The following is a 24016-nucleotide window of genomic DNA, read 5'->3' on the forward strand; positions in this document are numbered from 1 at the left end:
CAGGGGGTTCGCCCACCAGGCCCTTTTGTATTGCACTACCAGGGCTCCCGCACAGTAACCGCCGGGCAACCGGTAACGAAAAAGGTGAAGGGCTTCATGCCGACGATCAACCAGCTGGTCCGCAAGGGCCGCGAACCGCAGAAGGCCAAGAGCAAGGTCCCTGCGATGGAGCAGAACCCGCAGAAGCGCGGCGTTTGCACCCGTGTGTACACCACGACCCCGAAGAAGCCGAACTCGGCGCTTCGCAAGGTGGCCAAGGTCCGTCTGACCAACAGCCGCGAAGTCATCTCGTACATCCCCGGCGAGGGCCACAATCTGCAGGAGCACTCGGTGGTCCTGATCCGTGGCGGCCGTGTGCGCGATCTTCCCGGTGTGCGCTATCACGTTCTGCGCGGCGTTCTCGATACCCAGGGTGTCAAGGACCGCAAGCAGAGCCGTTCGAAGTACGGCGCGAAGCGTCCCAAGTAAGCCAAAGTAAGCCCCGGACAGGTTCCGGATACGCTGAAGTTTTAGAAGGAATTCAAAGATGGCACGTCGTCGTCGTCCCGAGAAGCGGGAAATCCTGCCCGATCCGAAGTTCGGAGATGTGGTTCTCTCCAAGTTCATGAACAGCGTCATGCTGGACGGCAAGAAGGCCGTCGCTGAAGGTATCGTCTATTCGGCGCTCGACACCGTCGAGCAGCGCGCGAAGAAGGATCCGCTTGGCGTGTTCCATGACGCGCTCAACAACATCAAGCCGGGCATCGAGGTCCGCAGCCGGCGCGTCGGCGGTGCGACCTACCAGGTCCCCGTCGAAGTCCGTCCAGAGCGTGCGCAGGCGCTGGCGATCCGCTGGCTGATCACCTCGGCCCGCAACCGCAGCGAGAACACCATGTCGGCGCGCCTGTCGGGCGAGCTGCTGGACGCTTCGAACAACCGCGGCAATGCGGTGAAGAAGCGCGAGGATACGCACCGCATGGCGGAAGCGAACCGCGCGTTCAGCCACTACCGCTGGTAATCGCCTCTCCGCCGGCTGCGGCCGGCGGGTGGCATTGGTAATTTTCTTACCTATATTCTGGGGAGCCGGATCGTCCGGCTCCCCACATCGCTAAGGAACCCCGATCATGGCCCGCAGCCATCCGCTCGAGCGTTATCGCAATATCGGTATCATGGCGCACATCGACGCCGGCAAGACCACGACGACCGAGCGCATCCTCTATTACACCGGCAAGTCCTACAAGATCGGCGAAGTGCATGAAGGCACTGCGACGATGGACTGGATGGAGCAGGAGCAGGAGCGCGGGATCACGATCACCTCCGCTGCGACCACCTGCAAGTGGCGCGCTGCCGAGGGCAAGGGCGAAGAGCATCTGATCAACATCATCGACACGCCGGGCCACGTCGACTTCACGATTGAAGTCGAGCGTTCGCTGCGCGTGCTGGACGGCGCGGTCACCTGCTTCGACGGCGTTGCCGGCGTCGAGCCGCAGTCTGAGACCGTGTGGCGTCAGGCCGACAAGTATCGCGTGCCGCGCCTGTGCTACGTCAACAAGCTGGACCGTACCGGTGCGAGCTTCGAGCGTTGCGTCAACATGATCAAGGATCGCCTGGGCGCGCGTACCGCCGTTCTGTATCTGCCGATCGGCATCGAGAGCCAGTTCGTCGGCCTCGTCGACCTGGTCGAGAACCGCGCGATCGTGTGGCTCGACGAGTCGCTGGGCGCGAAGTTCGAATATCGCGATATCCCCGACGACATGAAGGATGCGGCTGCGGCTGCCCGTGGCGAACTGATCGAGATCGCCGTCGAGCAGGACGACGCGGCAATGGACGCGTATCTCGAAGGCAACGAGCCGGATATCCCCACGCTCAAGGCGTTGATCCGCAAGGGGACGCTGGCGTTCGATTTCGTGCCGGTGCTGTGCGGTTCGTCGTTCAAGAACAAGGGCGTTCAGCCCCTGCTGGATGCGGTCGTCGACTATCTGCCGAGCCCGCTGGACATTCCCGACGTCCAGGGCGTGAAGCTCGATGGCGAGACCCCGGATTCGCGTCCGCCTGCGGACGACGCGCCGATGTCGCTGCTGGCGTTCAAGATCATGAACGACCCGTTCGTCGGCTCGCTCACCTTCGCGCGCATCTACTCGGGTACGCTCAGCAAGGGCCAGTATCTGAACTCGGTGAAGGACAAGAAGGAAAAGATCGGCCGTATGCTCCTCATGCACGCGAACTCGCGTGAGGACATCGACGAGGCGCGTGCAGGCGACATCGTCGCGATCGCGGGCCTCAAGGAGACCACGACCGGCGACACGCTGTGCGACAGCGCGCACCCGATCATCCTCGAGCGGATGGAATTCCCCGAGCCGGTGATCGAGCTCTCGGTGGAGCCGAAGACCAAGGCCGACCAGGAGAAGATGGGCATCGCCCTCAACCGCCTGGCCGCCGAGGATCCCTCGTTCCGCGTTTCGACCGACCATGAATCGGGCCAGACGATCATCAAGGGCATGGGTGAACTTCACCTTGAGATCCTGGTCGATCGCATGAAGCGCGAGTTCAAGGTCGAGGCGAATGTCGGCGCGCCGCAGGTGGCATATCGCGAGTATCTCGCGAAGCCGGTGGACATCGACTACACCCACAAGAAGCAGTCGGGCGGCACCGGCCAGTTCGGCCGCGTCAAGGTCAAGCTGACTCCGGGTGAGCGCGGTTCGGGCTTCGTCTTCAAGGACGAGATCAAGGGCGGTAATATTCCCAAGGAATATATCCCCGCGATCGAGAAGGGCTTCCGCGAGACCGCGGAGACCGGTTCGCTGGTCGGCTTCCCGATCATCGACTTCGAAGTCCTGCTGTATGACGGCGCGTACCATGACGTCGACTCGTCGGCGCTGGCGTTCGAAATCACTGCCCGCGGCGCGATGCGCGAAGCGGCGCAGAAGTCGGGCATCAAGCTGCTCGAGCCGATCATGAAGGTCGAGGTCGTGACCCCCGAGGATTATCTCGGCGACGTGATCGGCGACATCAACAGCCGCCGTGGCCAGATCCAGGGTACCGACAGCCGCGGCAACGCGCAGACGGTCGAGGCGATGGTCCCGCTGGCGAACATGTTCGGCTATGTGAACCAGCTCCGCTCGTTCACGCAGGGTCGTGCGCAGTACTCGATGCAGTTCTCGCACTATGACGAAGTGCCGCCGAACGTGGCCGACGAAGTGAAGGCCAAGCTGGCGTAAGGCTGGCGTTACGTGAATTGAACCGCTATGGGGCCGCGTTCTCGCGATTCCCGTAGCGGTCCGGGAAATTTGAATCAGAAGGTAGGAAACAATGGCGAAGGCAAAGTTTGAGCGGACCAAACCGCACCTCAACATCGGCACCATCGGTCACGTCGACCACGGCAAGACCTCGCTGACCGCTGCGATCACCAAGGTGCTCGCTGAAGAAGGTCTGTCGGAGAAGGTGGACTTCGAGAACATCGACAAGGCTCCGGAAGAGCGTGAGCGCGGCATCACCATCTCGACCGCGCACGTCGAGTACGAAACCGCCAACCGCCACTACGCGCACGTCGACTGCCCGGGTCACGCCGACTATGTGAAGAACATGATCACCGGCGCCGCGCAGATGGACGGCGCGATCCTGGTCGTGTCGGCCGCTGACGGCCCGATGCCGCAGACCAAGGAGCACATCCTGCTCGCCAAGCAGGTCGGCGTTCCCACGATGGTCGTGTTCCTGAACAAGGTCGACCAGGTCGACGACGAGGAAATCCTCGAGCTCGTCGAGATGGAAATCCGTGAAGAGCTTTCGAAGCGCGACTTTGACGGCGACAACATTCCGATCATCCGTGGTTCGGCGCTCGCAGCGCTCGAGAGCCGCGACGACAACATTGGCAAGGCGCAGATCCTGGCGCTGATGGCTGCCGTCGACGAGTCGATCCCGCAGCCGGATCGTCCGCTCGACAAGCCGTTCATGATGCCGATCGAAGACGTGTTCTCGATCTCGGGCCGCGGCACCGTGGTGACCGGCCGCGTCGAGACCGGCATCGTCAAGGTTGGTGAGGAAGTCGAGATCGTCGGCATCCATCCGGAAGTCCGCAAGACCACCGTGACCGGCGTCGAAATGTTCCGCAAGCTGCTCGATCAGGGCCAGGCCGGCGACAACATCGGTGCACTGATCCGTGGCGTCGCTCGTGACGAAGTCGAGCGCGGCCAGGTTCTTGCGAAGCCGGGTTCGATCACCCCGCACACCGACTTCCAGTCGGAAGTGTACGTCCTGTCGAAGGACGAGGGTGGCCGTCACACGCCGTTCTTCGCGAACTATCGTCCGCAGTTCTACTTCCGTACCACGGACGTGACCGGCACGATCGAGCTGCCCTCGGGCACCGAGATGGTCATGCCGGGCGACAACGTCGCGCTGGGCGTCAAGCTCATCGCGCCGATCGCCATGGACGTCGGCCAGCGCTTCACGATCCGCGAAGGCGGCCGCACCGTCGGCGCCGGCGTCGTCAGCGGCATCGACAAGTAATCGACGCCCGCAAGGGCTGAGATCGAAGAGCCCGGCTTCCCTTGGGGAGGCCGGGCTTTTTGCTTGGGGCGGACAGGGGCTGGGGGAGGAAAGATGGGCGAGCCCGAAGAAGATGGCAGAGGTCTTCTGAGCGGCCAGCCGCGCTGGGTCCGGATTGGGTTGATCGCCTCAGCCATGGTGGTGCCGCTGTGCTTTATCGGCTTGTTTCTCTTTCAGGTGATCGCTGCTTCCCACGAAACGGGTTGGACGGGCTCCCGGGGCGGAGCCTTGCGCATTCCTGTTCCCCTTGAACAGGTTCGGCCGGTTCTGATCGTTGCCGGCGCCCTGTTCCTGGCGATGCTGGCAGTGCTGTTCGCGCGAATACCCCGTGTGGCACGGCGTGCGGCGGATCCTTCAGGTTCTCACGCTGCCGAGGGGCTGAAACTGGGGGAGCGTGTCCTTTGGACCGCGCGACCGGGCTGGCAGACCTTGACGGGGTCACGGGCGCTTGTGCTCTCGTTGACGGCGCTGACTCCGGTCCTGATCGGCTGGTGGTTCTGGAGAATCGTGACTGGGGAGGGCGTCTGGCCTAGGGCGTTCTGGGCGCTGCTGCCGATCGGCCTGCTCTTCGGGTCGATCGTCCCGGCGATCCTCCTAGCCCGCCGGATGCTGAGTAATTGGGTTCTCGACGCGCTTGGGAATGTCGCGGTCACCGACCGGCGTATCGTGTGGCTCTCGCCGGTGCGGGGCGCGGCGTATCGTGAGATCGCCGGGGACAGCATCATCGGCGCGGCGCTGGTGGATCGGAAAGGCCGGCGTGGCTGGGTCTCGGTGACCCAGCAGGTCGGGGGCGATGTCCGGGAACATGATCTGTTCGGGCTGCCCGACCCCGAACAGGCGGTGGCTGCGATCGAGGCGCTTTCGCTTGCGCAGGCGCGTGAAGTGCGTTTTCCGGCTGCGGACCGCGATCTGGGGGCTTGATATCGCCGGCGTCTGCCGGTATGGGCCCGCCTCCAGTTTGAGTTCAACCAGCAAGAACCCCGGCAACGGGGTCCGCTCTTTCACATCGGTAGGGACATGGACAACAACATCCGCATTCGCCTCAAGGCGTTCGATCACCGCGTGCTCGATCAGGCGACCGGCGACATTGCCGACACTGCGCGCCGCACCGGCGCTCTCATCCGTGGCCCGATTCCGCTTCCGACGAAGATCGAGAAGTTCACGGTCAACCGTGGCCCCCACATCGACAAGAAGAGCCGCGAGCAGTTCGAAGTGCGCACCTACAAGCGCATGCTCGACATCGTGCAGCCGACTCCGCAGACCGTCGATGCACTGATGAAGCTCGACCTCGCCGCCGGCGTCGACGTCGAGATCAAGCTGGCCTGAGCCGGCTGACGCAGCCCCGATCGTCGATCGGGGCTGTTTCCGTTCCCCATTCGCGCAAAAGGCCGGGTGAGGGGTGGACAGGGAAGTGAAGCTCACGTAAAGGCGCCGCTTCCCACACGAGATTCGCGATTCCATCGGGATCGCGCGGGTTGGCCAGGTCGATCCCGACCTGATGTTCCGGCCGGAGCGTAAAGCTCAAACGACATAGGGATACCGCCGGACTTCGGTCCGGGTCTGCGTCCCCCGTCTTTCCTGCCTTCGGGCAGGAATTCAGCCCGGACGGGGGCTCGCATCGCATCTACGGGCTGAGGCACGCACCCTTCGGAATGGTCCGAGGGGTGCCTCTGTTATGGAGTGAACTGATCATGCGCACTGGCGTGATCGCGAAGAAGTTGGGGATGACCCGCCTGTTTCAGGACGACGGCCGCCACGTGCCGGTCACCGTTCTGAGTCTTGAAGGCGTTCAGGTCGTCGCCCGTCGCGAAATGGACAAGGACGGCTACACCGCCGTGCAGCTTGGCGCTGGCAGCGCCAAGGCGAAGAATGTCGCCAAGCCGCAGCGCGGCCAGTTCGGCAAGGCCGAAGTGGAGCCTAAGGCGATCCTCGCGGAGTTCCGCGTGGATGAGGACGGTCTGCTTGACGTGGGTGCCGAGATTTCGGCCGACCATTATGTCGCGGGCCAGTTCGTCGACATTCAGGGTCGTACGCAGGGCAAGGGCTTTGCGGGCGGCATGAAGCGCTGGGGTTTCGGCGGCATGCGCGCCACCCACGGCGTTTCGATCTCGCACCGTGCGCTGGGTTCGACGGGTAACCGTCAGGATCCGGGCCGCGTCTTCAAGAACAAGAAGATGGCCGGCCACATGGGTGACAAGAACCGCACCCAGCAGAACCTCGAGATCGTCGGTACCGACGTCGAGCGCGGCCTGATCTTCGTCAAGGGCTCGGTCCCTGGCTCGAAGGGTGGCTGGCTGTTCGTCAAGGACTCGGTGAAGGTCGCGCGTCACGCCGACGCGCCGTTCCCGGCCAGCATCAAGCAGGCCGCCAACAGCAACAACGACGCCCCCGCGGATACCCCGGCCGATACGGTCGAGGCTCCCGAGGCGACCGACGGCCAGGAGGGCTGAACGTGAAGGTCAAGGTACAGACCCTCGACGCCAAGGCATCGGGCGACATCGAGCTGAATGACGACGTGTTCGGCCTCGAGCCGCGCGCCGACATCCTGCATCGCGTCGTCACCTGGCAGCTGTGGAACCGCCGCGAGACGGCTCGTCCGACGCGTGAGCGTTCGGAAGTGTCGCGCACCGGCAAGAAGTTCGGTCGCCAGAAGGGCGGCGGTACGGCTCGTCACGGCGATCGTGCGGCTCCGATCTTCATCGGCGGCGGCAAGGCCCACGGCGCGCGCAAGCGGGACTTCAACATCTCGCTGAACAAGAAGGTTCGCGCGCTCGGCCTGAAGATGGCGCTTTCGAGCCACGCCAAGGCGGGCTCGCTGATCGTCCTCGACGGTTTCGAGGCGAGCAAGACTTCCGCGCTCAAGGATCAGTTCGCTGGTCTGAAGGTCGGCAAGACCGCGCTCGTGATCGACGGTGAGGCCAGCAACGGCTTCCTGGCCGCGCGCAACCTGGTGGGCGTCGACGTCCTCCCGGCGGCGGGTGCCAACGTCTATGACATCCTGAAGCACGACACGCTGGTCCTGACCCGCGCTGCCGTCGAGAAGCTGGAGGCTCGCTTCAATGGCTAAGCAGGGCAAGCAGGTGGACATCCGTCATTATGACGTGATCGTCGCGCCGCACATCACCGAGAAGTCCACGCTCGTCTCCGAGGCGAACGCGGTGGTCTTCAAGGTCGCCAACGACGCGACCAAGCCGCAGATCAAGGCGGCGGTCGAGGCGATCTTCGGCGTCGGTGTCACCGCGGTGAACACGATCGTCCAGAAGGGCAAGACGAAGCGCTGGAAGGGCAAGCCCTACACGCGCAGCGACATCAAGAAGGCGATCGTCACCCTCAAGGACGGTGACTCGATCGACGTGACGCAGGGGGTCAACTGACCATGGCGCTCAAGAACTACAACCCGACCTCGCCGGCGCGGCGTGGCCTGATCCTGGTGGACCGTTCGGGTCTGCACAAGGGCGGCCCCGTCAAGGCGCTGACCGAAGGCAAGCGCAAGACCGGCGGCCGCAACAACAAGGGCCACGTGACCTCGCGCGGCATCGCGGGCGGCCACAAGCAGCGTTATCGTATCATCGATTTCAAGCGCCGCCTGTGGGACGTCGACGGCACCGTGGAGCGGATCGAATATGATCCCAACCGCACCGCCTTCATCGCGCTGATCAACTATGGCGCGGACGAGAACGGCAAGGATCGTCTGGCTTACATCATCGCTCCCCAGCGCCTCGGCGTCGGGGACAAGGTGATCGCGGCCAAGAAGACCGACGTGAAGCCGGGCAACGCGATGGAAATCGGCCAGGCTCCGGTCGGCACGATCGTCCACAACGTCGAGATGAAGCCCGGCAAGGGCGGTCAGATCGCACGTTCGGCAGGCACCTATGTACAGGTCGTCGGCCGCGATCGCGGCATGGTGATCGTTCGTCTCAACTCGGGCGAGCAGCGCTACATCCGCGGCGAGTGCATGTGCACCGTTGGCGCCGTGTCGAACCCCGACAACGGCAACACCAACCTCGCCAAGGCTGGCCGCAACCGCTGGAAGGGCATCCGCCCGCTGACCCGTGGCGTCGCCAAGAACCCGGTCGATCACCCGCACGGCGGTGGTGAAGGCCGGACCTCGGGCGGCCGTCATCCGGTCACCCCGTGGGGCAAGCCGACCAAGGGTGCTCGCACCCGTCACAACAAGGCGACGGATAAGTTCATCATCCGCAGCCGCCACGCGAAGAAGAAGGGCTAAACGATGGCTCGCTCCGTATGGAAGGGTCCTTTCGTGGACCTGCATCTCCTGAAGAAGGCCGAGACGGCGCAGGAGAATTCGGGCCGTGGCGGTCCGATCAAGACCTGGTCGCGTCGTTCGACCATCCTGCCGCAGTTCGTCGGCCTGACCTTCAGCGTCTACAACGGCCGCAAGTTCGTGCCGGTGTCGGTCAACGAGGACATGGTCGGCATGAAGCTCGGCGAGTTCGCGCCGACCCGGTACTTCCCGGGCCACGCGGCCGACAAGAAGGGTAAGCGCTAATGTCGAAGCCTAAGGCTCCCCGTCGCGTCGGCGACAACGAGGCGCTGTCGGTCGGCACGCAGATCCGCGGTTCGGCGCAGAAGCTGAACCTGGTGGCGGCGCTGATCCGCAACCGCAAGGCCGGCGACGCGATGAACATCCTCGCTTTCTCGAAGAAGGCGATGGCGGTTGACGCGCGCAAGGTGCTGGCTTCGGCCATCGCCAATGCCGAGAACAACCACAACCTCGACGTCGACGCACTTGTCGTCACCGAGGCGTCGGTCGGCAAGTCGATCACCATGAAGCGGTTCCACACCCGTGGTCGCGGCAAGTCGACCCGCATCCTGAAGCCGTTCAGCCGGCTCCGGATCGTGGTGCGCGAAGTGCAGGAAGAAGCATAATGGGTCACAAGAGCAACCCGATCGGCCTGCGCCTGCAGGTCAACCGCACCTGGGACAGCCGCTGGTTCGCGGAAGGCCAGGACTATGGCCGCCTGCTGCTGGAGGATCTGAAGATCCGCCAGTACATCCTCAAGACGCTGCCGCAGGCCGCGATCTCGAAGGTGGTGATCGAGCGTCCGGCGAAGCTGTGCCGCGTCAGCATCTATGCTGCGCGTCCCGGCGTGATCATCGGCAAGAAGGGCTCGGACATCGAGAAGCTGCGCAAGAAGCTCGGCTCGATGACCAGCTCGGACGTGTCGCTGAACATCGTCGAGATCCGCAAGCCTGAAGTCGACGCCAAGCTCGTCGCGCAGGGCATTGCCGACCAGTTGGAGCGCCGCATCGCGTTCCGCCGCGCCATGAAGCGCGCCGTTCAGTCGGCGATGCGTCTGGGCGCCGAGGGCATCCGCATCAACTGCGGCGGCCGTCTGGGCGGCGCCGAGATCGCGCGTTCGGAATGGTATCGCGAGGGCCGCGTTCCGCTGCACACGCTGCGCGCCAACATCGACCACGCCACTGCCGAAGCGCACACCGCGTACGGCGTCTGCGGCGTGAAGGTCTGGATCTTCAAGGGCGAGATCCTGGGCCATGATCCGATGGCGACCGATCGCCTGAACATGGAATCGCAGACGTCGGGCGTTCGCCCTGCGCGCGACGACCGTCGCTAAGGGTTAAGGACAATGCTGCAACCGAAGCGCACCAAGTTCCGCAAGGCCTTCAAGGGCCGCATCAAGGGCGAGGCCAAGGGCGGCGCGAGCCTGAACTTCGGCTCGTACGGCCTGAAGGCGATGGAGCCGGAGCGGATCACCGCACGCCAGATCGAGGCGGCTCGCCGCGCGATCACGCGTCACATCAAGCGTCAGGGCCGTCTCTGGATCCGCGTGTTCCCGGACCTGCCCGTGTCGAGCAAGCCGGCCGAAGTCCGCATGGGCTCGGGCAAGGGGGCTCCTGAATATTGGGCCGCTCGCGTCAAGCCCGGCCGCATCCTGTTCGAGCTGGACGGCGTTCCCGGCCCGCTCGCGGCGGAAGCGTTCGAGCGCGCGGCGATGAAGCTGCCGATCAAGACCAAGGTCGTGGCCCGCCTCGGCGACACGTCGCACCTGGAGGGTTGAGTATAATGACCAAGGCAACCGATCTGCGCGCGAAGAGCGACGATCAGCTTACCGAGGAGTTGGGCAACCTGAAGCGCGAGGCGTTCAACCTCCGTTTCCAGGCAGCGACCAGCCAGCTCGAGAAGCCGAGCCGCGTGAAGGAAGTCCGCAAGGACATCGCCCGCATCAAGACGCTGCAGTCCGAGCGTTCGCGCTCGGCTGCGAAGTAAGAGGACTACGAACATGCCGAAGCGCGTGCTGACCGGGCAGATCGTGTCCGACAAGGGCGACAAGACGGTGGTCGTGAACGTGGAGCGCAAGGTCAAGCACCCGCTCTATGGCAAGATCATCCGCCGCTCGAAGAAGTATCACGCCCATGACGAGGCGAACGAGTACAAGGCTGGCGAGACCGTGCGCATCGAAGAGACTGCGCCGATCAGCAAGCTGAAGACCTGGAAGGTGATCGAGCGGGTGAATACCCACGCGACGCCCGAGCGGGCCGACATCGCTTAAGTCCCTCTGGGACTCGAGAGTTCAACTGGAACCGCCGGGCGACACGTCCCGGTAGGCCAAACGAGAAGGAACCGGATCGATGATCCAGATGCAATCCAATCTCGACGTCGCGGACAACAGCGGCGCGAAGCGGGTGCAGTGCATCAAGGTGCTGGGCGGGTCGAAGCGTCGCTTCGCCGGCGTGGGCGACGTCATCGTCGTCAGCATCAAGGAAGCACAGCCCCGCGGCAAGGTGAAGAAGGGTGACGTGCACCGCGCCGTCATCGTCCGCACCGCCAAGGACGTCCGCCGCGCCGATGGCTCGGTGATCCGCTTCGACGGCAATGCCGCCGTCCTGGTCAACAAGAACGAGGAGCCGATCGGCACCCGTATCTTTGGCCCGGTGGTCCGCGAGCTCCGCTCGAAGGGCTTCATGAAGATCATTTCGCTCGCCCCTGAGGTGCTGTGATGGCTGCTGCCAAGATCAAGAAGGGTGACCAGGTCATCGTCCTGTCCGGCAAGGACAAGGGCAAGACCGGCGAAGTCACCAAGGCGCTCCCGAAGGACGGCAAGGTCGTCGTATCGGGCGTCAACATCGCGGTGCGTCACCGCAAGCCGACCCAGACCAACCCGCAGGGTGGCCTGGAGCGCGCCGAGGCGCCGCTGAACGTCTCCAAGGTCGCGCACGTGACCAAGGACGGCAAGGCGACCCGCGTCCGCTTCGAGGAGCGTGACGGCAAGAAGGTGCGCGTTGCGGTCAAGACCGGGGAGGTCATCAATGGCTGACACCTACACGCCGCGCATGCGGAAGCTCTATGACGAGACCATCGCCAAGGCGATGACCGAGAAGTTCGGTTACAAGAACGTCATGGAAGTGCCGAAGATCGAGAAGATCGTGCTCAACATGGGCGTCGGCGAAGCCACCCAGGACAAGAAGAAGGTCGAATCGGCCGCTTCTGAAATGGAGCTGATTGCTGGCCAGAAGCCGGTCGTCACCAAGGCGAAGAAGTCGATCGCGCAGTTCAAGCTGCGCGAGGGCATGGCGATCGGCTGCAAGGTCACGCTGCGCCGCGAGCGGATGTACGAGTTCCTCGACCGCTTCATCACGATCGCGCTGCCGCGCGTTCGCGACTTCCGCGGGCTGAACGACAAGTCGTTCGACGGCCGTGGCAACTATGCCTGCGGCATCAAGGAACAGATCGTGTTCCCCGAGATCAACTATGACCGCATCGACAAGGTGCGCGGCATGGACGTGATCGTGACCACCACCGCCAAGACCGACGAGGAAGCTCGCGAGCTTCTCCGTCTCTTCGGTTTCCCGTTCCCGCGCGATGCGGACGGCGAAGCGAAGCAGGCAGCGTAAGGGAAAGAGAACTTAAGTCATGGCGAAACTGAGTTCCGTGAACAAGAACGAGCGTCGCAAGCAGCTGGTGAAGAAGTATGCCGGCAAGTATGCGAAGCTGAAGGCGATTGCGGCTGACAAGTCGCTCGACGAGACCGAGCGTCTGATTGCGCGTCTCAAGATGGCCGAGATCCCCCGCAACGGGAATCCGACCCGCATCCGTAACCGGTGCGAGCTGACCGGCCGTCCGCGCGGTTACTACCGCAAGTTCCGTCTGGCGCGCGTGATTCTGCGTGATCTTGCCAACAAGGGCATGATCCCCGGCGTCACCAAGTCGAGCTGGTAAGGGTTAGAAGATGGCATTGACCGATCCCCTGGGTGATATGCTCACCCGCATCCGCAACGGCCAGCGCGCGCGCAAGGACAGTGTCCTGACGCCCGCGTCGAAGCTGCGCGCCCGCGTGCTCGACGTGCTTCAGCGCGAAGGCTATATCCGTGGCTACAGCGAAGAGCAGATGGGCCCCGCGGCCGGCATCCGCATCGAGCTGAAGTATTTCGAGGGCCAGCCCGCGATCAAGTCGATCGCGCGCATCTCGAAGCCGGGCCGCCGCGTCTATTCGGGCTCGAAGGAGCTTCCGAAGATCCGCAACGGTCTGGGCATCACCATCGTTTCGACGCCCCGTGGCGTTCTGTCGGACGCGGAAGCGCGCGACCAGAATGTTGGCGGCGAAGTGCTGGCGGAGGTGTTCTGATGAGCCGCACCGGTAAGAAGCCGATCACCGTCCCCGCTGGCGTCACCGCCAGCGTCGAGGCGGGCCAGATCAGCGTCAAGGGGCCGAAGGGCACCCTGACGATGCCGACCGCCGACGACATCTCGTACGAGGTGGGCGACGGCACGATCACCGTGAAGCCGGCGAACGACACCAAGCGCGCCAAGGCGTTCTGGGGCATGCAGCGCACGCTGGTCCAGAACCTGGTGACGGGCGTGAGCGAGGGCTTCTCGAAGAAGCTGCTCATCACCGGCGTCGGCTATCGCGCGAACGCGCAGGGCAAGAAGCTGAAGCTTCAGCTCGGCTATTCGCACGACGTCGATCTCGACGTGCCGGAAGGCGTCGAGGTGAAGACTCCGGATCAGACCACGGTCGAGATTTCGGGCAACGACAAGCAGAAGGTCGGCCAGTTCGCGGCCGAAATTCGCCGCTGGCGGAAGCCGGAGCCCTATAAGGGCAAGGGCATCAAGTACGAGGGCGAGTTCATCTTCCGCAAGGAAGGGAAGAAGAAGTAATGAGCAAGGGTCTCTCTCTCTTCGAGAAGCGCCGCCGCCGCAACCGTACCGCGCTCAAGGCGCGTGCGGGCAGCCGTCCCCGGCTGTCGGTCCATCGTTCGGGCAAGCACATCTATGTGCAGGTGATCGACGACGCCCAGGGCAAGACCCTGGCCGCCGCTTCGACGCTGGAAAAGGACGTGCGCGGCACGACCGGCGCGAACATCGACGCTGCCAAGGCCGTTGGCCTGCGCATCGCAGAAGCCGCCAAGAAGGCCGGCGTGACGCAGGTCGTGTTCGACCGTGGCGGTTTCCTGTTCCACGGACGCGTCAAGGCGCTGGCAGATGCCGCCCGTGAAGGCGGATTGGAGTTCTAAGCATGGCGGATGAAATCAACACGACCGAAACCCCGGTCGAAGGCGCCGCCGCTCCCGACGCGGGTGCGCCGCGCGGTGGCCGTGGCGGCCGTGGCCGTGGCGGTCCCGGTGGCGGCAACAATCGTGGCGGCCGTGACGGCAACCGTGGGCGTCGCGACGATCGTCGCGGTGGCGCGGAAGACGGCGGCGAAGAGCTGATCGAGAAGCTGGTCCACATCAACCGCGTCTCGAAGACGGTGAAGGGCGGCAAGCGCTTCGGCTTCGCGGCGCTGGTCGTCGTGGGCGACGGCAAGGGCCGTGTCGGCTTCGGCCATGGCAAGGCGCGCGAAGTGCCGGAAGCCATTTCGAAGGCGACTGCTGCCGCCAAGAAGGCGATGGTCCGCGTGCCGCTGCGCGAGGGCCGGACCCTGCACCATGATGGCCGCGGCCATTTCGGTGCCGGCAACGTGACCGTCCGCTCGGCGCCTCCGGGCACCGGGATCATCGCGGGCGGCCCGATGCGCGCCGTCTTCGAGAGCCTGGGCGTTGCGGACGTCGTGACCAAGTCGGTCGGCACGTCGAACCCCTACAACATGATCCGCGCCACCTTTGAGGCGCTGAACGACCAGACCTCGCCGAAGGCGGTTGCTCAGCGGCGCGGCAAGAAGATTGCCGACCTGCTCGGCCGCGGCGGTTCGCAAACCGCCGAGGCTGATGCCGCGGCCATCGTGGAGTAAGGCGCATGGCCAAGAAGGAAGCCGCCAAGACCGTCAAGGTGAAGCAGACCGGTTCGCCGATCCGCCGCACCAAGGACCAGCGCGCGACGCTGGTCGGGCTGGGCCTGAACAAGATGCACAAGGTGAGCGAACTGCAGGACACGCCTGAAGTTCGCGGCATGATCCGCAAGGTGCATCACATGGTTGAGGTGATCGAGGGCTGAGGCCTTAGGCACCTTTCCAGGTGACAGATGAAGGGGAGGGGGCTATCGGCCCCCTTTCCGATTTCCGGACTCCCCGGGAATCGAGCGCGACAGAAGCGAAAGCGAGTGCAGACAATGAAACTGAACGACATCAAGGACAATGAAGGCGCCCGCAAGGGCCGGATGCGCGTCGGACGCGGCATCGGCTCGGGCAAGGGCAAGACCGCGGGCCGCGGCCAGAAGGGCGCCAAGGCGCGCTCGGGTGTTGCGATCAACGGCTTCGAGGGCGGTCAGATGCCGCTCCACATGCGCATCCCGAAGCGCGGCTTCAACAACCCGAACGCCAAGGACTATGCCGAGGTCAACCTGGGTGCGATCCAGAAGCTGGTCGATGCCGGCAAGCTGACCGCGACCGACATCGACCACGCGGCGCTGAAGGCAGTCGGCCTGGCGCGCGGCGGCAAGCACGGCGTCCGTCTGCTGGCCAAGGGCGAGCTGAAGGCGAAGCTGAACTTCACCGTTGCCGGCGCATCGAAGGGCGCGATCGAGGCGGTCGAGAAGGCTGGCGGCTCGGTCACCGTGCCGACGATCGTTCCGGCTGCAGATAAGCATGCTGCGAAGCATCGTTCGGTGCAGAAGGTCATCGCCGCGAAGAAGGCCGGTAAGGCCTGACTTAGCTGTGGACGGGGCGATGGCATCCATTGCCCTGATCCTACAGTAACCTATATGAGCGGCGGGGCAGCGGTTGACGCTTCTCCGCCGCTTTGGTTTCCGGGAAATATCTGAATGGCATCCGCAGCCGATCAACTCGCATCCGGCCTGAACCTGTCCAAATTCGGTCAGGCCACCGAACTCAAGAAGCGCCTGTGGTTCACCCTGGGCGCGCTGATCATCTTCCGGATGCTGAGCTATGTGCCGCTGCCGGGCGTCGATCCCACGCAGCTGGGCCTGCTCGCACAGCGCACGCAGGGCGGCGTGCTGGATTTCTTCAACACCTTCTCGGGCGGTGCGCTGGAGCGCATGTCGGTGATCGCGCTGGGCGTGATGCCGTACATCACCGCGTCGATCGTCGTTCAGCTTGCGACTTCGCTGTCGCCGGCGCTTGCCGCGATCAAGAAGGAAGGGGAGAGCGGGCGCAAGAAGCTCAACCAGTATACCCGCTACGGCACGGTCGCGCTGACTGCGGTGCAGGGCTATGTCATCGCCGTGGGCCTCGAGACGCTGGGCGCGACCCAGGGCCTTGCCCCGGTGGTCGAGCCGGGCATGCTGTTCCGCGTCGCCGCGGTCATCTCGCTGATCGGCGGCACCATGTTCCTGATGTGGCTGGGCGAGCAGATCACCAGCCGCGGTGTCGGCAACGGCATTTCGCTGATCATCATGGCGGGCATCGTGGCCCACCTGCCGACCACGCTGGTCCAGCTGTTCGAAGGCGGCCGCAGCGGTTCGATGAACCCGGTGACGCTGGTCGCGATTCTCGTCGCCGTCGCGCTGCTCGTTCTGTTCATCTGTTTCATGGAGCGCGCCCAGCGCCGCATCCTGATCCAGTATCCCAAGCGCCAGACCCAACGCGGTGTCCAGTCGGAGCGCAGCCACCTGCCGCTCAAGATCAACACCGCGGGCGTGATCCCGCCGATCTTCGCCAGCTCGCTGCTGCTGATGCCACTGACGATCAGCCAGTTCGCAGGCCAGCAGCAGGCCGGCCAGGGCTGGTGGGGCGACTTCATCATCAGCCTCAACCAGTATCTGCAGCACGGCAGCCTCGTGTACATGCTGCTCTACGGCGCCGGCATCATCTTCTTCTCGTTCTTCTACACCGCCGTGGTGTTCAATCCCGAGGAGACCGCCGACAACCTCAAGAAATATGGCGGGTTCATCCCGGGCATCCGCCCCGGCAAGAACACAGAGGCCTATTTCGATTACGTGCTCACGCGCATTACCGTGATCGGCGCAGCCTATCTGACGATCATCTGTCTGCTGCCGGAATATCTGGTGTCGGCGCTGGCCATCCCCTTCTATCTGGGCGGCACCAGCCTGCTGATCGTCGTCAACGTGACGATGGATACGGTGACGCAGATCCAGTCGCACCTGCTGGCACATCAGTATGGCGACCTGATCAAGAAGGCGAAGCTGAAGGGCGGCCGTCTCCGCTAACAGGCGGGGCGTCCGCTCCAAGCTTGTCGAGGGGCTGATTTTCCTTTCTGGCTGAAAGCGAAGAACGGTGCTTCGACAGGCTCAGTACGAACGGGTTTGGGGGTAAGGAGCGCATGAACATCATCCTGTTGGGGCCTCCGGGGGCCGGCAAGGGTACCCAGGCGTCGCGGCTCGAGGACGAGCGCGGCATGGTCCAGCTTTCGACCGGCGACATGCTGCGCGCTGCGGTGAAGGCGGGCACGCCGGTTGGTCTCAAGGCCAAGGCGGTGATGGAGGCGGGCGAGCTCGTCTCCGACGAGATCGTTAGCGGCATCATCGGCGAGAGCCTTGACGGCCTCGGCGAGAAGGGCGCGATCTTCGATGGCTATCCCCGCACCGCTGCGCAAGCCGACTCGCTCGACACGATCCTGGCCGACCGCGGCCGCACGCTCGACCATGTGATCGAGCTGGTGGTGGACGAGGACGCGCTGGTCGAGCGCATCACCGGCCGCTTCACCTGCGCCAACTGCGGCGAGGGCTATCACGACACGTTCAAGCAGCCGAAGGTCGCGGGCAAGTGCGACCAGTGCGGCGGGACCGAGTTCAAGCGCCGCCCCGACGACAATGAGGAAACGGTGCGCACCCGCATGGCTGAGTATCGCGCCAAGACCGCGCCGATCCTGCCGATCTACGAAGCGCGCGGCCTGGTGAAGCGCGTCGATGGCATGGCCGATATCGCCGAGGTGACCGCGGCGATCGAGGCGATCCTGGACGGCAAATAGGGTATGCCGCCCGCGCCCCGATCACGGGGCGCGGCGGTCAGCGCCGGAGCGCGCCGGGAAGCGCCTGCGCTATCCAGGGCGATGCGTTCTCATAGGCATGGCCGACCTGCAGGACGGCGAGGTCCGCATGGTTAGGGCCGATGATCTGAATCCCGATCGGAAGCCGCCGCGCCCCGCCGAACCCGGCGGGTGCCGCCAGGACCGGCAGTCCTGCCATCGTCGCGGGTAGGGTGACCTCCATCCACCGGTGATAGCTGTCCATCTCGCGTCCCGCGATGCTGCGCGGCCAGTGCTGTTCGACGTCGAACGGGAAGACCTGCGCGGTGGGCAGGATCAGGAAATCGTAGCGGTCGAACAGATCGCGAAACGCCTGATAGATGCGCGCGCGTCCTTCCGAGGCTTCGGCGACCTGCCGACCGGTCAGCTTGAGATAGCCCTCAACCTCCCAGATTGCTTCCGGCTTCATCTGGCGGCGCTTGGCCGGGTCGGAGTAATGACCGATCAGGTCGGCTCCGACCGACCAGTGGCGGAGCGTTACCGCGGTGCGCCACATCTCCTCGGCGGACAGGCTCAGCCGCGCCGCCTCGACCGCCATGCCGATGCTGCGGAAGGCCGACAGCGCCTTTTCGCAGGTGTCGAGCACACCCGGCTCGGTTGCAAGCGCACCCTGCAGGTCGCCGAGCCAGCCGACGCGGCGGCCCTTCCACTCGCGGTCGAGTGATCCGGCGAAGCGGGCGGGATCCTCCGTGAGCGAGAAGGGGGAGCGGGAATCCGGCCCGGCCTGAACCGAAAGCAGGAAGGCGACGTCACGGACACGCCGCGCCATCGGGCCCGAGACTGCGAAGGTCTGGCCGAACACGTCGCTCGACGGCACCGACGGTACGCGGCCGAACGAGGGGCGGTAGCCGAAGACATTGTTCCAGCCCGCCGGGTTACGCAGCGAGCCGCCGAAATCGCTGCCATCTGCCAGCGGCACCATGCGGAGTGCCAGCGCGACCGCGGCTCCACCGCTGCTGCCTCCGGCCGACACCGCGGGGTTCCAGGCATTGCGCGTTACGCCGAACAGCGGATTGAAGCTGTGCGAGCCCAGCGCGAATTCGGGGACGTTGGTCTTGCCGATGAAGATCGCGCCGGCGTTGCGCATCCGCGACACGACGAGCGAGTCGGCGGTCGGGACATTCTCGCGCAGGATCGGGGTGCCCTGGGTGAACGGGATGCCGGCTGCGGGCGCGGTATCCTTCACGGCGTGGGGAAAGCCATGGAGCGGGCCGTGGAAGCGTCCGGCGGCGGCATCCGCGTCGCAGGCGGCCGCCGCCTTGAGGAGCCGTTCGGGAGCGACGCGGGAGACGATCGCGTTGAAGCGCGGGTTGAGCGTGTCGATCTGCTCGAGGTGCGCGGTCATCACCTCCCGCGCCGACAAGACGCGGCGACGGATGGCGGTGACGAGGTCGACGGCGTCCATCGCGGTGATCGAGTTCGTCCCGACGACAGGACGGGAGGTGGCTAGGGCCTGGGACGCGGCGAAGGCTGCGGGAGCGGCGAGCAGGGCGCGGCGCGTGATCGGCGTGCCGTTCGGTTCGGGATCGGTTCGCATCGGACCATCTAAGGCAGACCTGCGCGCTCCGGATACGTCCAACCGATAAAAGCGGCGGGGGCCAGCGGCGGTTTCAGGCGGCCTGTTCTTTGTCGGCGCGCAGGCTCGGCCCTTCCGCACCGGTCGCGGTCACGGCCTATTGTGAAGCGGGCCGCCGCCTCCAAGGACAGCGGCCCGGCTCATCCGGCGATCAGCCCTGTCCAGGCGTCCAGCCGTCGGTGGGGTTGGTGTTGACCATCCACGGCACGCCGAACCGGTCGACCAACGAGCCGTAACCGGGCGACCAGAAGGTCTCGGCGAAGGGCATGACCACGCGGCCGCCCTCGGACAGGGCATCGAACCAGCGCTGGGCCTCGTCCTTGTCCTCGCTGTGCAGGGTGACGTCGAAGCCGTTCTTGGGCTTGTCGATGTTCGGGGCCCATTCGATGTCCATGTCGGCGCCCATGATCGACTGATCGCCCACGTCCATCCAGCAATGCATCAGCCAGTCCTTCTTGTCCTCGGCGACGGGCATTTCGGGCGGTGCGTCGCCATAGGGCATGGCGGCGGTGATCGTGCCGCCCAGCACCTTGGCGTAGAATTCGAAGGCTTCGCGGCACTGGCCCTGAAAGCTCAGGCTGGTCACGATTTTCATGACAGGCTCTCCTTGGTTCGGCCGCCTGACGCGGCGCTGGCGGAGTATAGACGCTTTCGCTGCGTTTTGGTGTCAGTAGCGCGCCCTGCCGTGCAAGGAAAAGGGCCGCCGCCCCGGAGGACGACGGCCCGGTTTTCTGGTCCGGTCTCGACCCTCAGCGGCGCGCGCGGCGCTTGAACTGGTCGAGGCTGACGACGTTGGTCGGCCGCTCGATCGCGATGCCCGAATAGAGCGTCGCCATCGGTTCGTCGGTCACTTCATGGACGGTGTCGGACCCGAAGCCGTTGAACGCGGTCCGCATTGCGCAGCCATAGGCGCCGAGCATGCCGACTTCGATATAGTCGCCCGCAGCCACGTCCGCCGGCAGCTCGAACGGACCCGCCATGTGATCCATGTCGTCGCACGTCGGGCCGTAGAAGCTGAACGCCTCGGTCTCTGCAGCCACGCCCTCGCGCAACAGCGTGACCGGGAAGCGCCAGCCGACATGCGCCGCATCGAACAGCGCGCCATAGGCGCCGTCGTTGATGTACAGTTCGTCGCCGCGGCGTTTTTCGACGCGCACGATCAGCGAGCTGTACTCGGCGCACAGCGCGCGGCCCGGCTCGCACCACAGCTCGGCGCTGTACGAGATCGGCAGATTCTCGAACGCATTGTGGATCACGCCGAAATAGGCGTCGAGCGGCGGCGGCTCCATGCCCGGATAGGTCGAGGGGAAGCCCCCGCCGACATCGACGATGTCGACCGTGACCGACGAGGCGACGATGGCGACGCGAACGCGCTCCATCGCCTCGGCATAGGCCGCGGGGGTCATCGCCTGGCTACCGACATGGAAGCAGATGCCGAGCGCGTCGGCGGCCTGGCGGGTCGCGACGAGCAGCTCCGCCACATCCTCCGGCTCCGCACCGAACTTGGCGGCGAGGCTGAGCTTCGAGTGATCCGACGAGACGCGGATGCGCACGCACAGGTTCAGATCCTGCGCACCACGGGTGGCACGGACGATCTTCTCCAGCTCGTCCATCGTGTCGAGGCTGAAGGTGCGCACGCCATGGACGAAATACGCTTCCTCGATCGCTTCCTCGGCCTTGACCGGGTGCATGAAGCACAGGACGGCCTTGGGCAGGGCGCGGCGCGCCATGCGCACCTCGCCGATCGACGCGACGTCGTAATGCGTGATTCCGGCATCCCAGAGGATCTGGAGAAGCTCAGGAGACGGGTTGGCCTTGACGGCATACATCGTCGTCCCCGGAAACTTCTCGACGAAGAATCGGGCTGCTCGCTTTGCTGCGTGCGGACGAACGAGCGTTACCGGCTCGACGGGACGAAGGGCTTTCGCTAGCCCGAGCGCGCTATGATGCTTGTGCAACTCAAGGGACCTCCAATTGCCTTGCGGCATACGGTGAAAACACTGCCTTGCGGTGGAAGTCCCATGGGGCAGCGGAGGGGTCATTTAGGGTCGGTCCCCCCCCTTGTAAAGTGATTCCGGGGGCGAATTAACGATGCGGGGTGATTTGTGACGATTCTGAGACAGCCGACACGGGCCGGGGTGCGGGATGCGGCAGCAAAGGTGGCGGCGATCCTGCCGCCGACGCCGCTGCTTGTGGCGGAAATCCGCGGAATTCCGGTGATGTTCAAGGCCGAGTGCCTGCAGCCGATCGGCGCGTTCAAGATCCGCGGCGCATGGCACCGGCTGACCGCGATCGACCCCGAGCAGCGCGAGAAGGGAGTCGTCGCCTTCTCGTCGGGCAACCATGCACAGGGCGTGGCCTGGGCCGCGAAGCGACTCGGCATCCCCGCGGTCATCGTGATGCCGGCCGATGCGCCGGCGGCGAAGCGCGATTCGACGCTGGCGCTGGGCGCGGAGGTCGTGGCGTACGACCGGATGAAGGAAGATCGCGTCAAGATCGCCGCGCACCTCGCCCATGCCCGCGGCGCGACGCTGGTGCCGCCGTTCGACGATCCGTGGATCATCGAGGGGCAGGGGAGCATGGCGATCGAGGTGCTCACGCAAGCCGCGGAGATGCGGCTGCCCGATCCTGGCCGGATCGTCGTGCCGTGCGGCGGCGGCGGGCTGGCCTCGGGCGTGACGCTGGCGCTGCCCGAGGCGCAGACCACGATCGTCGAGCCGGAGGGCTGGGACGACATGTGCCGCAGCCTCGCCAATGGCTGGATTGAATCGATCGGCGAGTCCCCGCCGCCGACGGCGTGCGACGCACTCCAGACCTTCCAGCCCGCACAACTGACCTTCGACGTGCTGTCGCGGCGTGGCGCGACCGGCGTGGCGGTGAGCGAAGCCGAGGTGCGGGCGGCGCAGCGCTGGGCGGCGCGCAAGCTGCGGCTGGTGGTCGAGCCGGGCGGCGCGGTGGCGCTCGCCGCATTGCTGGCTGGCAAGGTCGATCCGACGCCGGACACGCTGGTGATCCTGTCGGGCGGCAATGCCGATCCGGATGCCTATGCCAGGGTGCTGGCGTCGAGCGACTGAGCGCCGGCGAAGTTCGCGAAGGTAGTCCGCAATGCGGGGTTTGCGGGCGATGCGACGGAAACGCGGCGGGTTCGGGACGGGAACGCGACAGCCAAGCGACACATAGACGACGGTGACGCGACACCTCCGCGCCACCGACGCGACAGGTGCGCGACACCCATGCGCCAGCGAAGAGCGATGTGTGTTGCAGCCGGAAGATGCTGGCCGGTATTCCACCGATCAGGATAGATCAGACGAATTCCAACATTGGAAGGGCGCGCCGCCCCTATTCCGGCTGCTGCACGACTGCTGCCACGATTCGTCGGACCAGGGGCAGGATGACCAGCAACGCGGGGAAGGCGACTGCCCAGGACGTGCCCCAGGCCCGGGGCCATGACAGCATGAATGCGGTGCCCGGTCCGGTATTCATGAGGGTCGCCACCGCGGATACGATGGCCGACATGAGGATCGAGATCAGGAGCGGCGCCAGCCATCGCGCACAGGCGGCGGGTAGCTTTCGACGGTCGGGCCGGGCGCCGTCATGCATCAAGCGTCTCCCCCGGGTTTCCGGTGAGGTTCCAGTCTGCGGCCAGATCGCGGACATAGTCCTTCAGCGTGGTCGGGCGACGGCCCAGCGCGGCGGCGAGCGTGAGCGGATTCCCCCCAAGGCCGTATCGCCGATAGTGATCATGGACCTTGGCAAGCAGCCCCAACTGGCGATCGTCATAGGGGAGCTGCGACGCGAGCGCCCATTCGGAGAAGGGCAATTCCTGCGCTTCGATCGGACGGCCCAGCTCCTCCGACATGATCCGGGCGATCTCCACACGGCTGTACATCCCGGCGCATAGGTCGAGCGTGGCATAGGCGAGACCGTCGCGCGTCAATGCGGTCGCGGCCACCTCTGCGACATCGCGGTAATCGACGCGGGCAATTCGGCTGCCGTTGGGGAATGGTTCGGCAAATCGGCCGGTGCGCAGGATGGACGGCCACATCAGGCCGATATTCTGCATGAAGTTGGCGGGATGGAGAATCGTGTATTCGAGGCTGGACGCGTAGATCGCTTCCTCGACCGGGACCTTGCTCGCATGATTCTGCAGCCGCAGGTTCGTCGGCTGGATCACCGACGAGAAGACGAACTTGCGGACGTTCGCCTTGATGGCCGCCTCCACGACCGCCAGACCCATCGCCGCCTCGTCCGCGGCGAAGGCGGGGCCGATGTAGAAGACGCCATCCATTCCGTCGGCCGCCCTGATGAGCGACTGGCGATCGCGGAGATCGCCCAACACCGTTTCGGTCGCACCCGCAGCGGTGGCGATCGCGGCGCGGCGTTCGTCCCGAACCAGCGCCCGAACAGACGCACCCTGTCTGCGCAATGCCGGTACCACGAGACCGGCGAACTTGCCGGTCGCGCCGATGACCAGGACCCTGATCGAAGATCGTTCCATATGCTGCCCTTTCAGAAGCTGTCGGAGCAGATCTAGATCATGTCGGAAATCGAGATAAT

General features: G+C 65.0%; 34 protein-coding genes. 29 read left to right on the top strand and 5 right to left on the bottom strand.

Annotation, left to right across the window (positions count from 1 at the left end; translation table 11 throughout):
* Positions 1–96: 96 nt before the first annotated feature.
* From rpsL to BDW16_RS18515, 28 genes are all read left to right on the top strand, one after another.
* Positions 97–468 carry a 30S ribosomal protein S12 gene (gene rpsL, locus BDW16_RS18380; RefSeq protein WP_010545715.1) on the top strand — a complete coding sequence of 124 codons (372 nt, stop codon included), beginning with the start codon at positions 97–99 and terminating at the stop codon, positions 466–468.
* A 58-nt stretch (positions 469–526) separates the two neighbouring features.
* Positions 527–997, top strand: coding sequence for a 30S ribosomal protein S7 (gene rpsG, locus BDW16_RS18385; protein WP_066574482.1), 471 nt, complete (start codon positions 527–529; stop codon positions 995–997).
* A 106-nt stretch (positions 998–1103) separates the two neighbouring features.
* Positions 1104–3197 (top strand): elongation factor G, encoded by a 2094-nt coding sequence (fusA, locus tag BDW16_RS18390; RefSeq protein ID WP_066574477.1) that lies wholly within the window; start codon positions 1104–1106, stop codon positions 3195–3197.
* A gap of 91 nt (positions 3198–3288) precedes the next feature.
* On the top strand, positions 3289–4482 hold the full coding sequence (gene tuf, locus BDW16_RS18395; protein WP_066574475.1) for an elongation factor Tu: 1194 nt from the start codon (positions 3289–3291) through the stop codon (positions 4480–4482).
* 93 nt (positions 4483–4575) lie between these two features.
* Positions 4576–5442, top strand: a complete 867-nt coding sequence (locus BDW16_RS18400) for a hypothetical protein (protein WP_066574473.1) — start codon at positions 4576–4578, stop codon at positions 5440–5442.
* A 96-nt stretch (positions 5443–5538) separates the two neighbouring features.
* Positions 5539–5847, top strand: a complete 309-nt coding sequence (gene rpsJ / locus BDW16_RS18405) for a 30S ribosomal protein S10 (protein ID WP_066574470.1) — start codon at positions 5539–5541, stop codon at positions 5845–5847.
* A gap of 365 nt (positions 5848–6212) precedes the next feature.
* Complete coding sequence (gene rplC / locus BDW16_RS18410) at positions 6213–6971, top strand: 50S ribosomal protein L3 (RefSeq protein ID WP_066574464.1); 759 nt, start codon at positions 6213–6215, stop codon at positions 6969–6971.
* Between the two features lie 2 nt (positions 6972–6973).
* A complete protein-coding gene (gene rplD / locus BDW16_RS18415) occupies positions 6974–7588 on the top strand; it encodes a 50S ribosomal protein L4 (RefSeq protein WP_066574462.1) in 615 nt (204 codons plus the stop codon).
* The gene (locus BDW16_RS18420) at positions 7581–7895 is read left to right on the top strand and encodes a 50S ribosomal protein L23 (protein WP_066574460.1); all 315 of its coding nucleotides are present in this window, start codon (positions 7581–7583) and stop codon (positions 7893–7895) included. The genes rplD and BDW16_RS18420 overlap by 8 nt, the downstream gene beginning before the upstream one ends.
* A gap of 2 nt (positions 7896–7897) precedes the next feature.
* Positions 7898–8749, top strand: a complete 852-nt coding sequence (gene rplB, locus BDW16_RS18425; RefSeq protein ID WP_066574454.1) for a 50S ribosomal protein L2 — start codon at positions 7898–7900, stop codon at positions 8747–8749.
* A 3-nt stretch (positions 8750–8752) separates the two neighbouring features.
* Positions 8753–9031: a 30S ribosomal protein S19 gene (gene rpsS, locus BDW16_RS18430; protein WP_066574451.1), complete on the top strand. Its 279-nt coding sequence runs from the start codon at positions 8753–8755 to the stop codon at positions 9029–9031.
* Positions 9031–9411 carry a 50S ribosomal protein L22 gene (gene rplV, locus BDW16_RS18435; RefSeq protein WP_066574444.1) on the top strand — a complete coding sequence of 127 codons (381 nt, stop codon included), beginning with the start codon at positions 9031–9033 and terminating at the stop codon, positions 9409–9411. The genes rpsS and rplV overlap by 1 nt, the downstream gene beginning before the upstream one ends.
* Entirely contained in the window at positions 9411–10118 is a 708-nt protein-coding gene (gene rpsC, locus BDW16_RS18440) for a 30S ribosomal protein S3 (protein ID WP_066574441.1), read from the top strand. The genes rplV and rpsC overlap by 1 nt, the downstream gene beginning before the upstream one ends.
* Positions 10119–10130: 12 nt before the next feature.
* A complete protein-coding gene (rplP, locus tag BDW16_RS18445) occupies positions 10131–10562 on the top strand; it encodes a 50S ribosomal protein L16 (RefSeq protein WP_066574435.1) in 432 nt (143 codons plus the stop codon).
* Between the two features lie 5 nt (positions 10563–10567).
* A complete protein-coding gene (rpmC, locus tag BDW16_RS18450) occupies positions 10568–10771 on the top strand; it encodes a 50S ribosomal protein L29 (protein WP_066574432.1) in 204 nt (67 codons plus the stop codon).
* A 13-nt stretch (positions 10772–10784) separates the two neighbouring features.
* Positions 10785–11054, top strand: coding sequence for a 30S ribosomal protein S17 (rpsQ, locus tag BDW16_RS18455; protein ID WP_066574429.1), 270 nt, complete (start codon positions 10785–10787; stop codon positions 11052–11054).
* Between the two features lie 79 nt (positions 11055–11133).
* Complete coding sequence (gene rplN / locus BDW16_RS18460) at positions 11134–11502, top strand: 50S ribosomal protein L14 (RefSeq protein WP_066574426.1); 369 nt, start codon at positions 11134–11136, stop codon at positions 11500–11502.
* On the top strand, positions 11502–11819 hold the full coding sequence (gene rplX, locus BDW16_RS18465) for a 50S ribosomal protein L24 (RefSeq protein ID WP_066574424.1): 318 nt from the start codon (positions 11502–11504) through the stop codon (positions 11817–11819). Before rplN ends, rplX begins: the two co-directional genes overlap by 1 nt.
* Positions 11812–12396 carry a 50S ribosomal protein L5 gene (gene rplE / locus BDW16_RS18470; RefSeq protein ID WP_066574419.1) on the top strand — a complete coding sequence of 195 codons (585 nt, stop codon included), beginning with the start codon at positions 11812–11814 and terminating at the stop codon, positions 12394–12396. Before rplX ends, rplE begins: the two co-directional genes overlap by 8 nt.
* Positions 12397–12415: 19 nt before the next feature.
* On the top strand, positions 12416–12721 hold the full coding sequence (gene rpsN / locus BDW16_RS18475; protein ID WP_066574416.1) for a 30S ribosomal protein S14: 306 nt from the start codon (positions 12416–12418) through the stop codon (positions 12719–12721).
* Positions 12722–12731: 10 nt separating this feature from the next.
* Entirely contained in the window at positions 12732–13127 is a 396-nt protein-coding gene (gene rpsH, locus BDW16_RS18480; RefSeq protein ID WP_066574409.1) for a 30S ribosomal protein S8, read from the top strand.
* Positions 13127–13660, top strand: coding sequence for a 50S ribosomal protein L6 (gene rplF, locus BDW16_RS18485; protein ID WP_066574406.1), 534 nt, complete (start codon positions 13127–13129; stop codon positions 13658–13660). Before rpsH ends, rplF begins: the two co-directional genes overlap by 1 nt.
* Positions 13660–14016 carry a 50S ribosomal protein L18 gene (gene rplR / locus BDW16_RS18490; protein WP_066574402.1) on the top strand — a complete coding sequence of 119 codons (357 nt, stop codon included), beginning with the start codon at positions 13660–13662 and terminating at the stop codon, positions 14014–14016. Before rplF ends, rplR begins: the two co-directional genes overlap by 1 nt.
* A 2-nt stretch (positions 14017–14018) precedes the next feature.
* A complete protein-coding gene (gene rpsE / locus BDW16_RS18495; RefSeq protein WP_075152531.1) occupies positions 14019–14732 on the top strand; it encodes a 30S ribosomal protein S5 in 714 nt (237 codons plus the stop codon).
* A 5-nt stretch (positions 14733–14737) separates the two neighbouring features.
* The gene (gene rpmD / locus BDW16_RS18500; RefSeq protein ID WP_066574399.1) at positions 14738–14935 is read left to right on the top strand and encodes a 50S ribosomal protein L30; all 198 of its coding nucleotides are present in this window, start codon (positions 14738–14740) and stop codon (positions 14933–14935) included.
* Positions 14936–15049: 114 nt separating this feature from the next.
* On the top strand, positions 15050–15586 hold the full coding sequence (gene rplO / locus BDW16_RS18505) for a 50S ribosomal protein L15 (RefSeq protein ID WP_066574390.1): 537 nt from the start codon (positions 15050–15052) through the stop codon (positions 15584–15586).
* Positions 15587–15700: 114 nt separating this feature from the next.
* On the top strand, positions 15701–17065 hold the full coding sequence (secY, locus tag BDW16_RS18510; RefSeq protein ID WP_066574388.1) for a preprotein translocase subunit SecY: 1365 nt from the start codon (positions 15701–15703) through the stop codon (positions 17063–17065).
* Positions 17066–17178: 113 nt separating this feature from the next.
* Positions 17179–17826 carry an adenylate kinase gene (locus BDW16_RS18515; protein ID WP_066574385.1) on the top strand — a complete coding sequence of 216 codons (648 nt, stop codon included), beginning with the start codon at positions 17179–17181 and terminating at the stop codon, positions 17824–17826.
* A 37-nt stretch (positions 17827–17863) separates the two neighbouring features.
* Here BDW16_RS18515 and BDW16_RS18520 read toward each other — a convergent pair whose 3' ends face one another.
* The 3 genes from BDW16_RS18520 to BDW16_RS18530 all read right to left on the bottom strand — a co-directional run bounded on the left by BDW16_RS18520 (position 17864) and on the right by BDW16_RS18530 (position 21417).
* Entirely contained in the window at positions 17864–19420 is a 1557-nt protein-coding gene (locus BDW16_RS18520) for an amidase (protein WP_083954182.1), read from the bottom strand.
* Between the two features lie 190 nt (positions 19421–19610).
* Positions 19611–20054 (bottom strand): VOC family protein, encoded by a 444-nt coding sequence (locus tag BDW16_RS18525; RefSeq protein ID WP_066574382.1) that lies wholly within the window; start codon positions 20052–20054, stop codon positions 19611–19613.
* 154 nt (positions 20055–20208) lie between these two features.
* On the bottom strand, positions 20209–21417 hold the full coding sequence (locus BDW16_RS18530; protein ID WP_066574378.1) for a type III PLP-dependent enzyme: 1209 nt from the start codon (positions 21415–21417) through the stop codon (positions 20209–20211).
* 147 nt (positions 21418–21564) lie between these two features.
* Between BDW16_RS18530 and BDW16_RS18535 the strand changes: the two genes are divergently transcribed.
* Positions 21565–22533 (top strand): threonine ammonia-lyase, encoded by a 969-nt coding sequence (locus BDW16_RS18535; RefSeq protein WP_174532031.1) that lies wholly within the window; start codon positions 21565–21567, stop codon positions 22531–22533.
* Positions 22534–22798: 265 nt separating this feature from the next.
* Here the strand turns inward: BDW16_RS18535 and BDW16_RS18540 are convergent, their stop codons facing one another.
* Both BDW16_RS18540 and BDW16_RS18545 read right to left on the bottom strand, forming a co-directional pair.
* Entirely contained in the window at positions 22799–23059 is a 261-nt protein-coding gene (locus BDW16_RS18540; protein WP_066574374.1) for a DUF2798 domain-containing protein, read from the bottom strand.
* Complete coding sequence (locus tag BDW16_RS18545) at positions 23052–23957, bottom strand: NmrA/HSCARG family protein (RefSeq protein WP_066574371.1); 906 nt, start codon at positions 23955–23957, stop codon at positions 23052–23054. Before BDW16_RS18545 ends, BDW16_RS18540 begins: the two co-directional genes overlap by 8 nt.
* Positions 23958–24016: the final 59 nt, after the last annotated feature.

Origin of the sequence: Sphingomonas koreensis (assembly GCF_002797435.1) — a bacterium.
GTDB lineage: Bacteria > Pseudomonadota > Alphaproteobacteria > Sphingomonadales > Sphingomonadaceae > Sphingomonas > Sphingomonas koreensis.

Excerpts from the sequence above, each read along its gene's own strand:
- rpsN (WP_066574416.1), top strand. The coding sequence starts at position 12,416 with ATGGCGAAACTGAGTTCCGTGAACAAGAACGAGCGTCGCAAGCAGCTG.
- rpsQ (WP_066574429.1), top strand. The coding sequence starts at position 10,785 with ATGCCGAAGCGCGTGCTGACCGGGCAGATCGTGTCCGACAAGGGCGAC.
- rpsJ (WP_066574470.1), top strand. The coding sequence starts at position 5,539 with ATGGACAACAACATCCGCATTCGCCTCAAGGCGTTCGATCACCGCGTG.
- BDW16_RS18515 (WP_066574385.1), top strand. The coding sequence starts at position 17,179 with ATGAACATCATCCTGTTGGGGCCTCCGGGGGCCGGCAAGGGTACCCAG.
- rplV (WP_066574444.1), top strand. The coding sequence starts at position 9,031 with ATGTCGAAGCCTAAGGCTCCCCGTCGCGTCGGCGACAACGAGGCGCTG.
- BDW16_RS18520 (WP_083954182.1), bottom strand. The coding sequence starts at position 19,420 with ATGCGAACCGATCCCGAACCGAACGGCACGCCGATCACGCGCCGCGCC.
- rplB (WP_066574454.1), top strand. The coding sequence starts at position 7,898 with ATGGCGCTCAAGAACTACAACCCGACCTCGCCGGCGCGGCGTGGCCTG.
- fusA (WP_066574477.1), top strand. The coding sequence starts at position 1,104 with ATGGCCCGCAGCCATCCGCTCGAGCGTTATCGCAATATCGGTATCATG.
- rpmC (WP_066574432.1), top strand. The coding sequence starts at position 10,568 with ATGACCAAGGCAACCGATCTGCGCGCGAAGAGCGACGATCAGCTTACC.
- rplC (WP_066574464.1), top strand. The coding sequence starts at position 6,213 with ATGCGCACTGGCGTGATCGCGAAGAAGTTGGGGATGACCCGCCTGTTT.
- rplE (WP_066574419.1), top strand. The coding sequence starts at position 11,812 with ATGGCTGACACCTACACGCCGCGCATGCGGAAGCTCTATGACGAGACC.
- tuf (WP_066574475.1), top strand. The coding sequence starts at position 3,289 with ATGGCGAAGGCAAAGTTTGAGCGGACCAAACCGCACCTCAACATCGGC.
- rplR (WP_066574402.1), top strand. The coding sequence starts at position 13,660 with ATGAGCAAGGGTCTCTCTCTCTTCGAGAAGCGCCGCCGCCGCAACCGT.
- rplO (WP_066574390.1), top strand. The coding sequence starts at position 15,050 with ATGAAACTGAACGACATCAAGGACAATGAAGGCGCCCGCAAGGGCCGG.
- rpsL (WP_010545715.1), top strand. The coding sequence starts at position 97 with ATGCCGACGATCAACCAGCTGGTCCGCAAGGGCCGCGAACCGCAGAAG.
- secY (WP_066574388.1), top strand. The coding sequence starts at position 15,701 with ATGGCATCCGCAGCCGATCAACTCGCATCCGGCCTGAACCTGTCCAAA.
- rpsG (WP_066574482.1), top strand. The coding sequence starts at position 527 with ATGGCACGTCGTCGTCGTCCCGAGAAGCGGGAAATCCTGCCCGATCCG.
- BDW16_RS18540 (WP_066574374.1), bottom strand. The coding sequence starts at position 23,059 with ATGCATGACGGCGCCCGGCCCGACCGTCGAAAGCTACCCGCCGCCTGT.
- BDW16_RS18545 (WP_066574371.1), bottom strand. The coding sequence starts at position 23,957 with ATGGAACGATCTTCGATCAGGGTCCTGGTCATCGGCGCGACCGGCAAG.
- BDW16_RS18400 (WP_066574473.1), top strand. The coding sequence starts at position 4,576 with ATGGGCGAGCCCGAAGAAGATGGCAGAGGTCTTCTGAGCGGCCAGCCG.
- BDW16_RS18525 (WP_066574382.1), bottom strand. The coding sequence starts at position 20,054 with ATGAAAATCGTGACCAGCCTGAGCTTTCAGGGCCAGTGCCGCGAAGCC.
- rpsE (WP_075152531.1), top strand. The coding sequence starts at position 14,019 with ATGGCGGATGAAATCAACACGACCGAAACCCCGGTCGAAGGCGCCGCC.
- rplN (WP_066574426.1), top strand. The coding sequence starts at position 11,134 with ATGATCCAGATGCAATCCAATCTCGACGTCGCGGACAACAGCGGCGCG.
- rpsC (WP_066574441.1), top strand. The coding sequence starts at position 9,411 with ATGGGTCACAAGAGCAACCCGATCGGCCTGCGCCTGCAGGTCAACCGC.
- rplX (WP_066574424.1), top strand. The coding sequence starts at position 11,502 with ATGGCTGCTGCCAAGATCAAGAAGGGTGACCAGGTCATCGTCCTGTCC.
- rpsH (WP_066574409.1), top strand. The coding sequence starts at position 12,732 with ATGGCATTGACCGATCCCCTGGGTGATATGCTCACCCGCATCCGCAAC.
- rpmD (WP_066574399.1), top strand. The coding sequence starts at position 14,738 with ATGGCCAAGAAGGAAGCCGCCAAGACCGTCAAGGTGAAGCAGACCGGT.
- BDW16_RS18420 (WP_066574460.1), top strand. The coding sequence starts at position 7,581 with ATGGCTAAGCAGGGCAAGCAGGTGGACATCCGTCATTATGACGTGATC.
- rpsS (WP_066574451.1), top strand. The coding sequence starts at position 8,753 with ATGGCTCGCTCCGTATGGAAGGGTCCTTTCGTGGACCTGCATCTCCTG.
- rplP (WP_066574435.1), top strand. The coding sequence starts at position 10,131 with ATGCTGCAACCGAAGCGCACCAAGTTCCGCAAGGCCTTCAAGGGCCGC.
- rplF (WP_066574406.1), top strand. The coding sequence starts at position 13,127 with ATGAGCCGCACCGGTAAGAAGCCGATCACCGTCCCCGCTGGCGTCACC.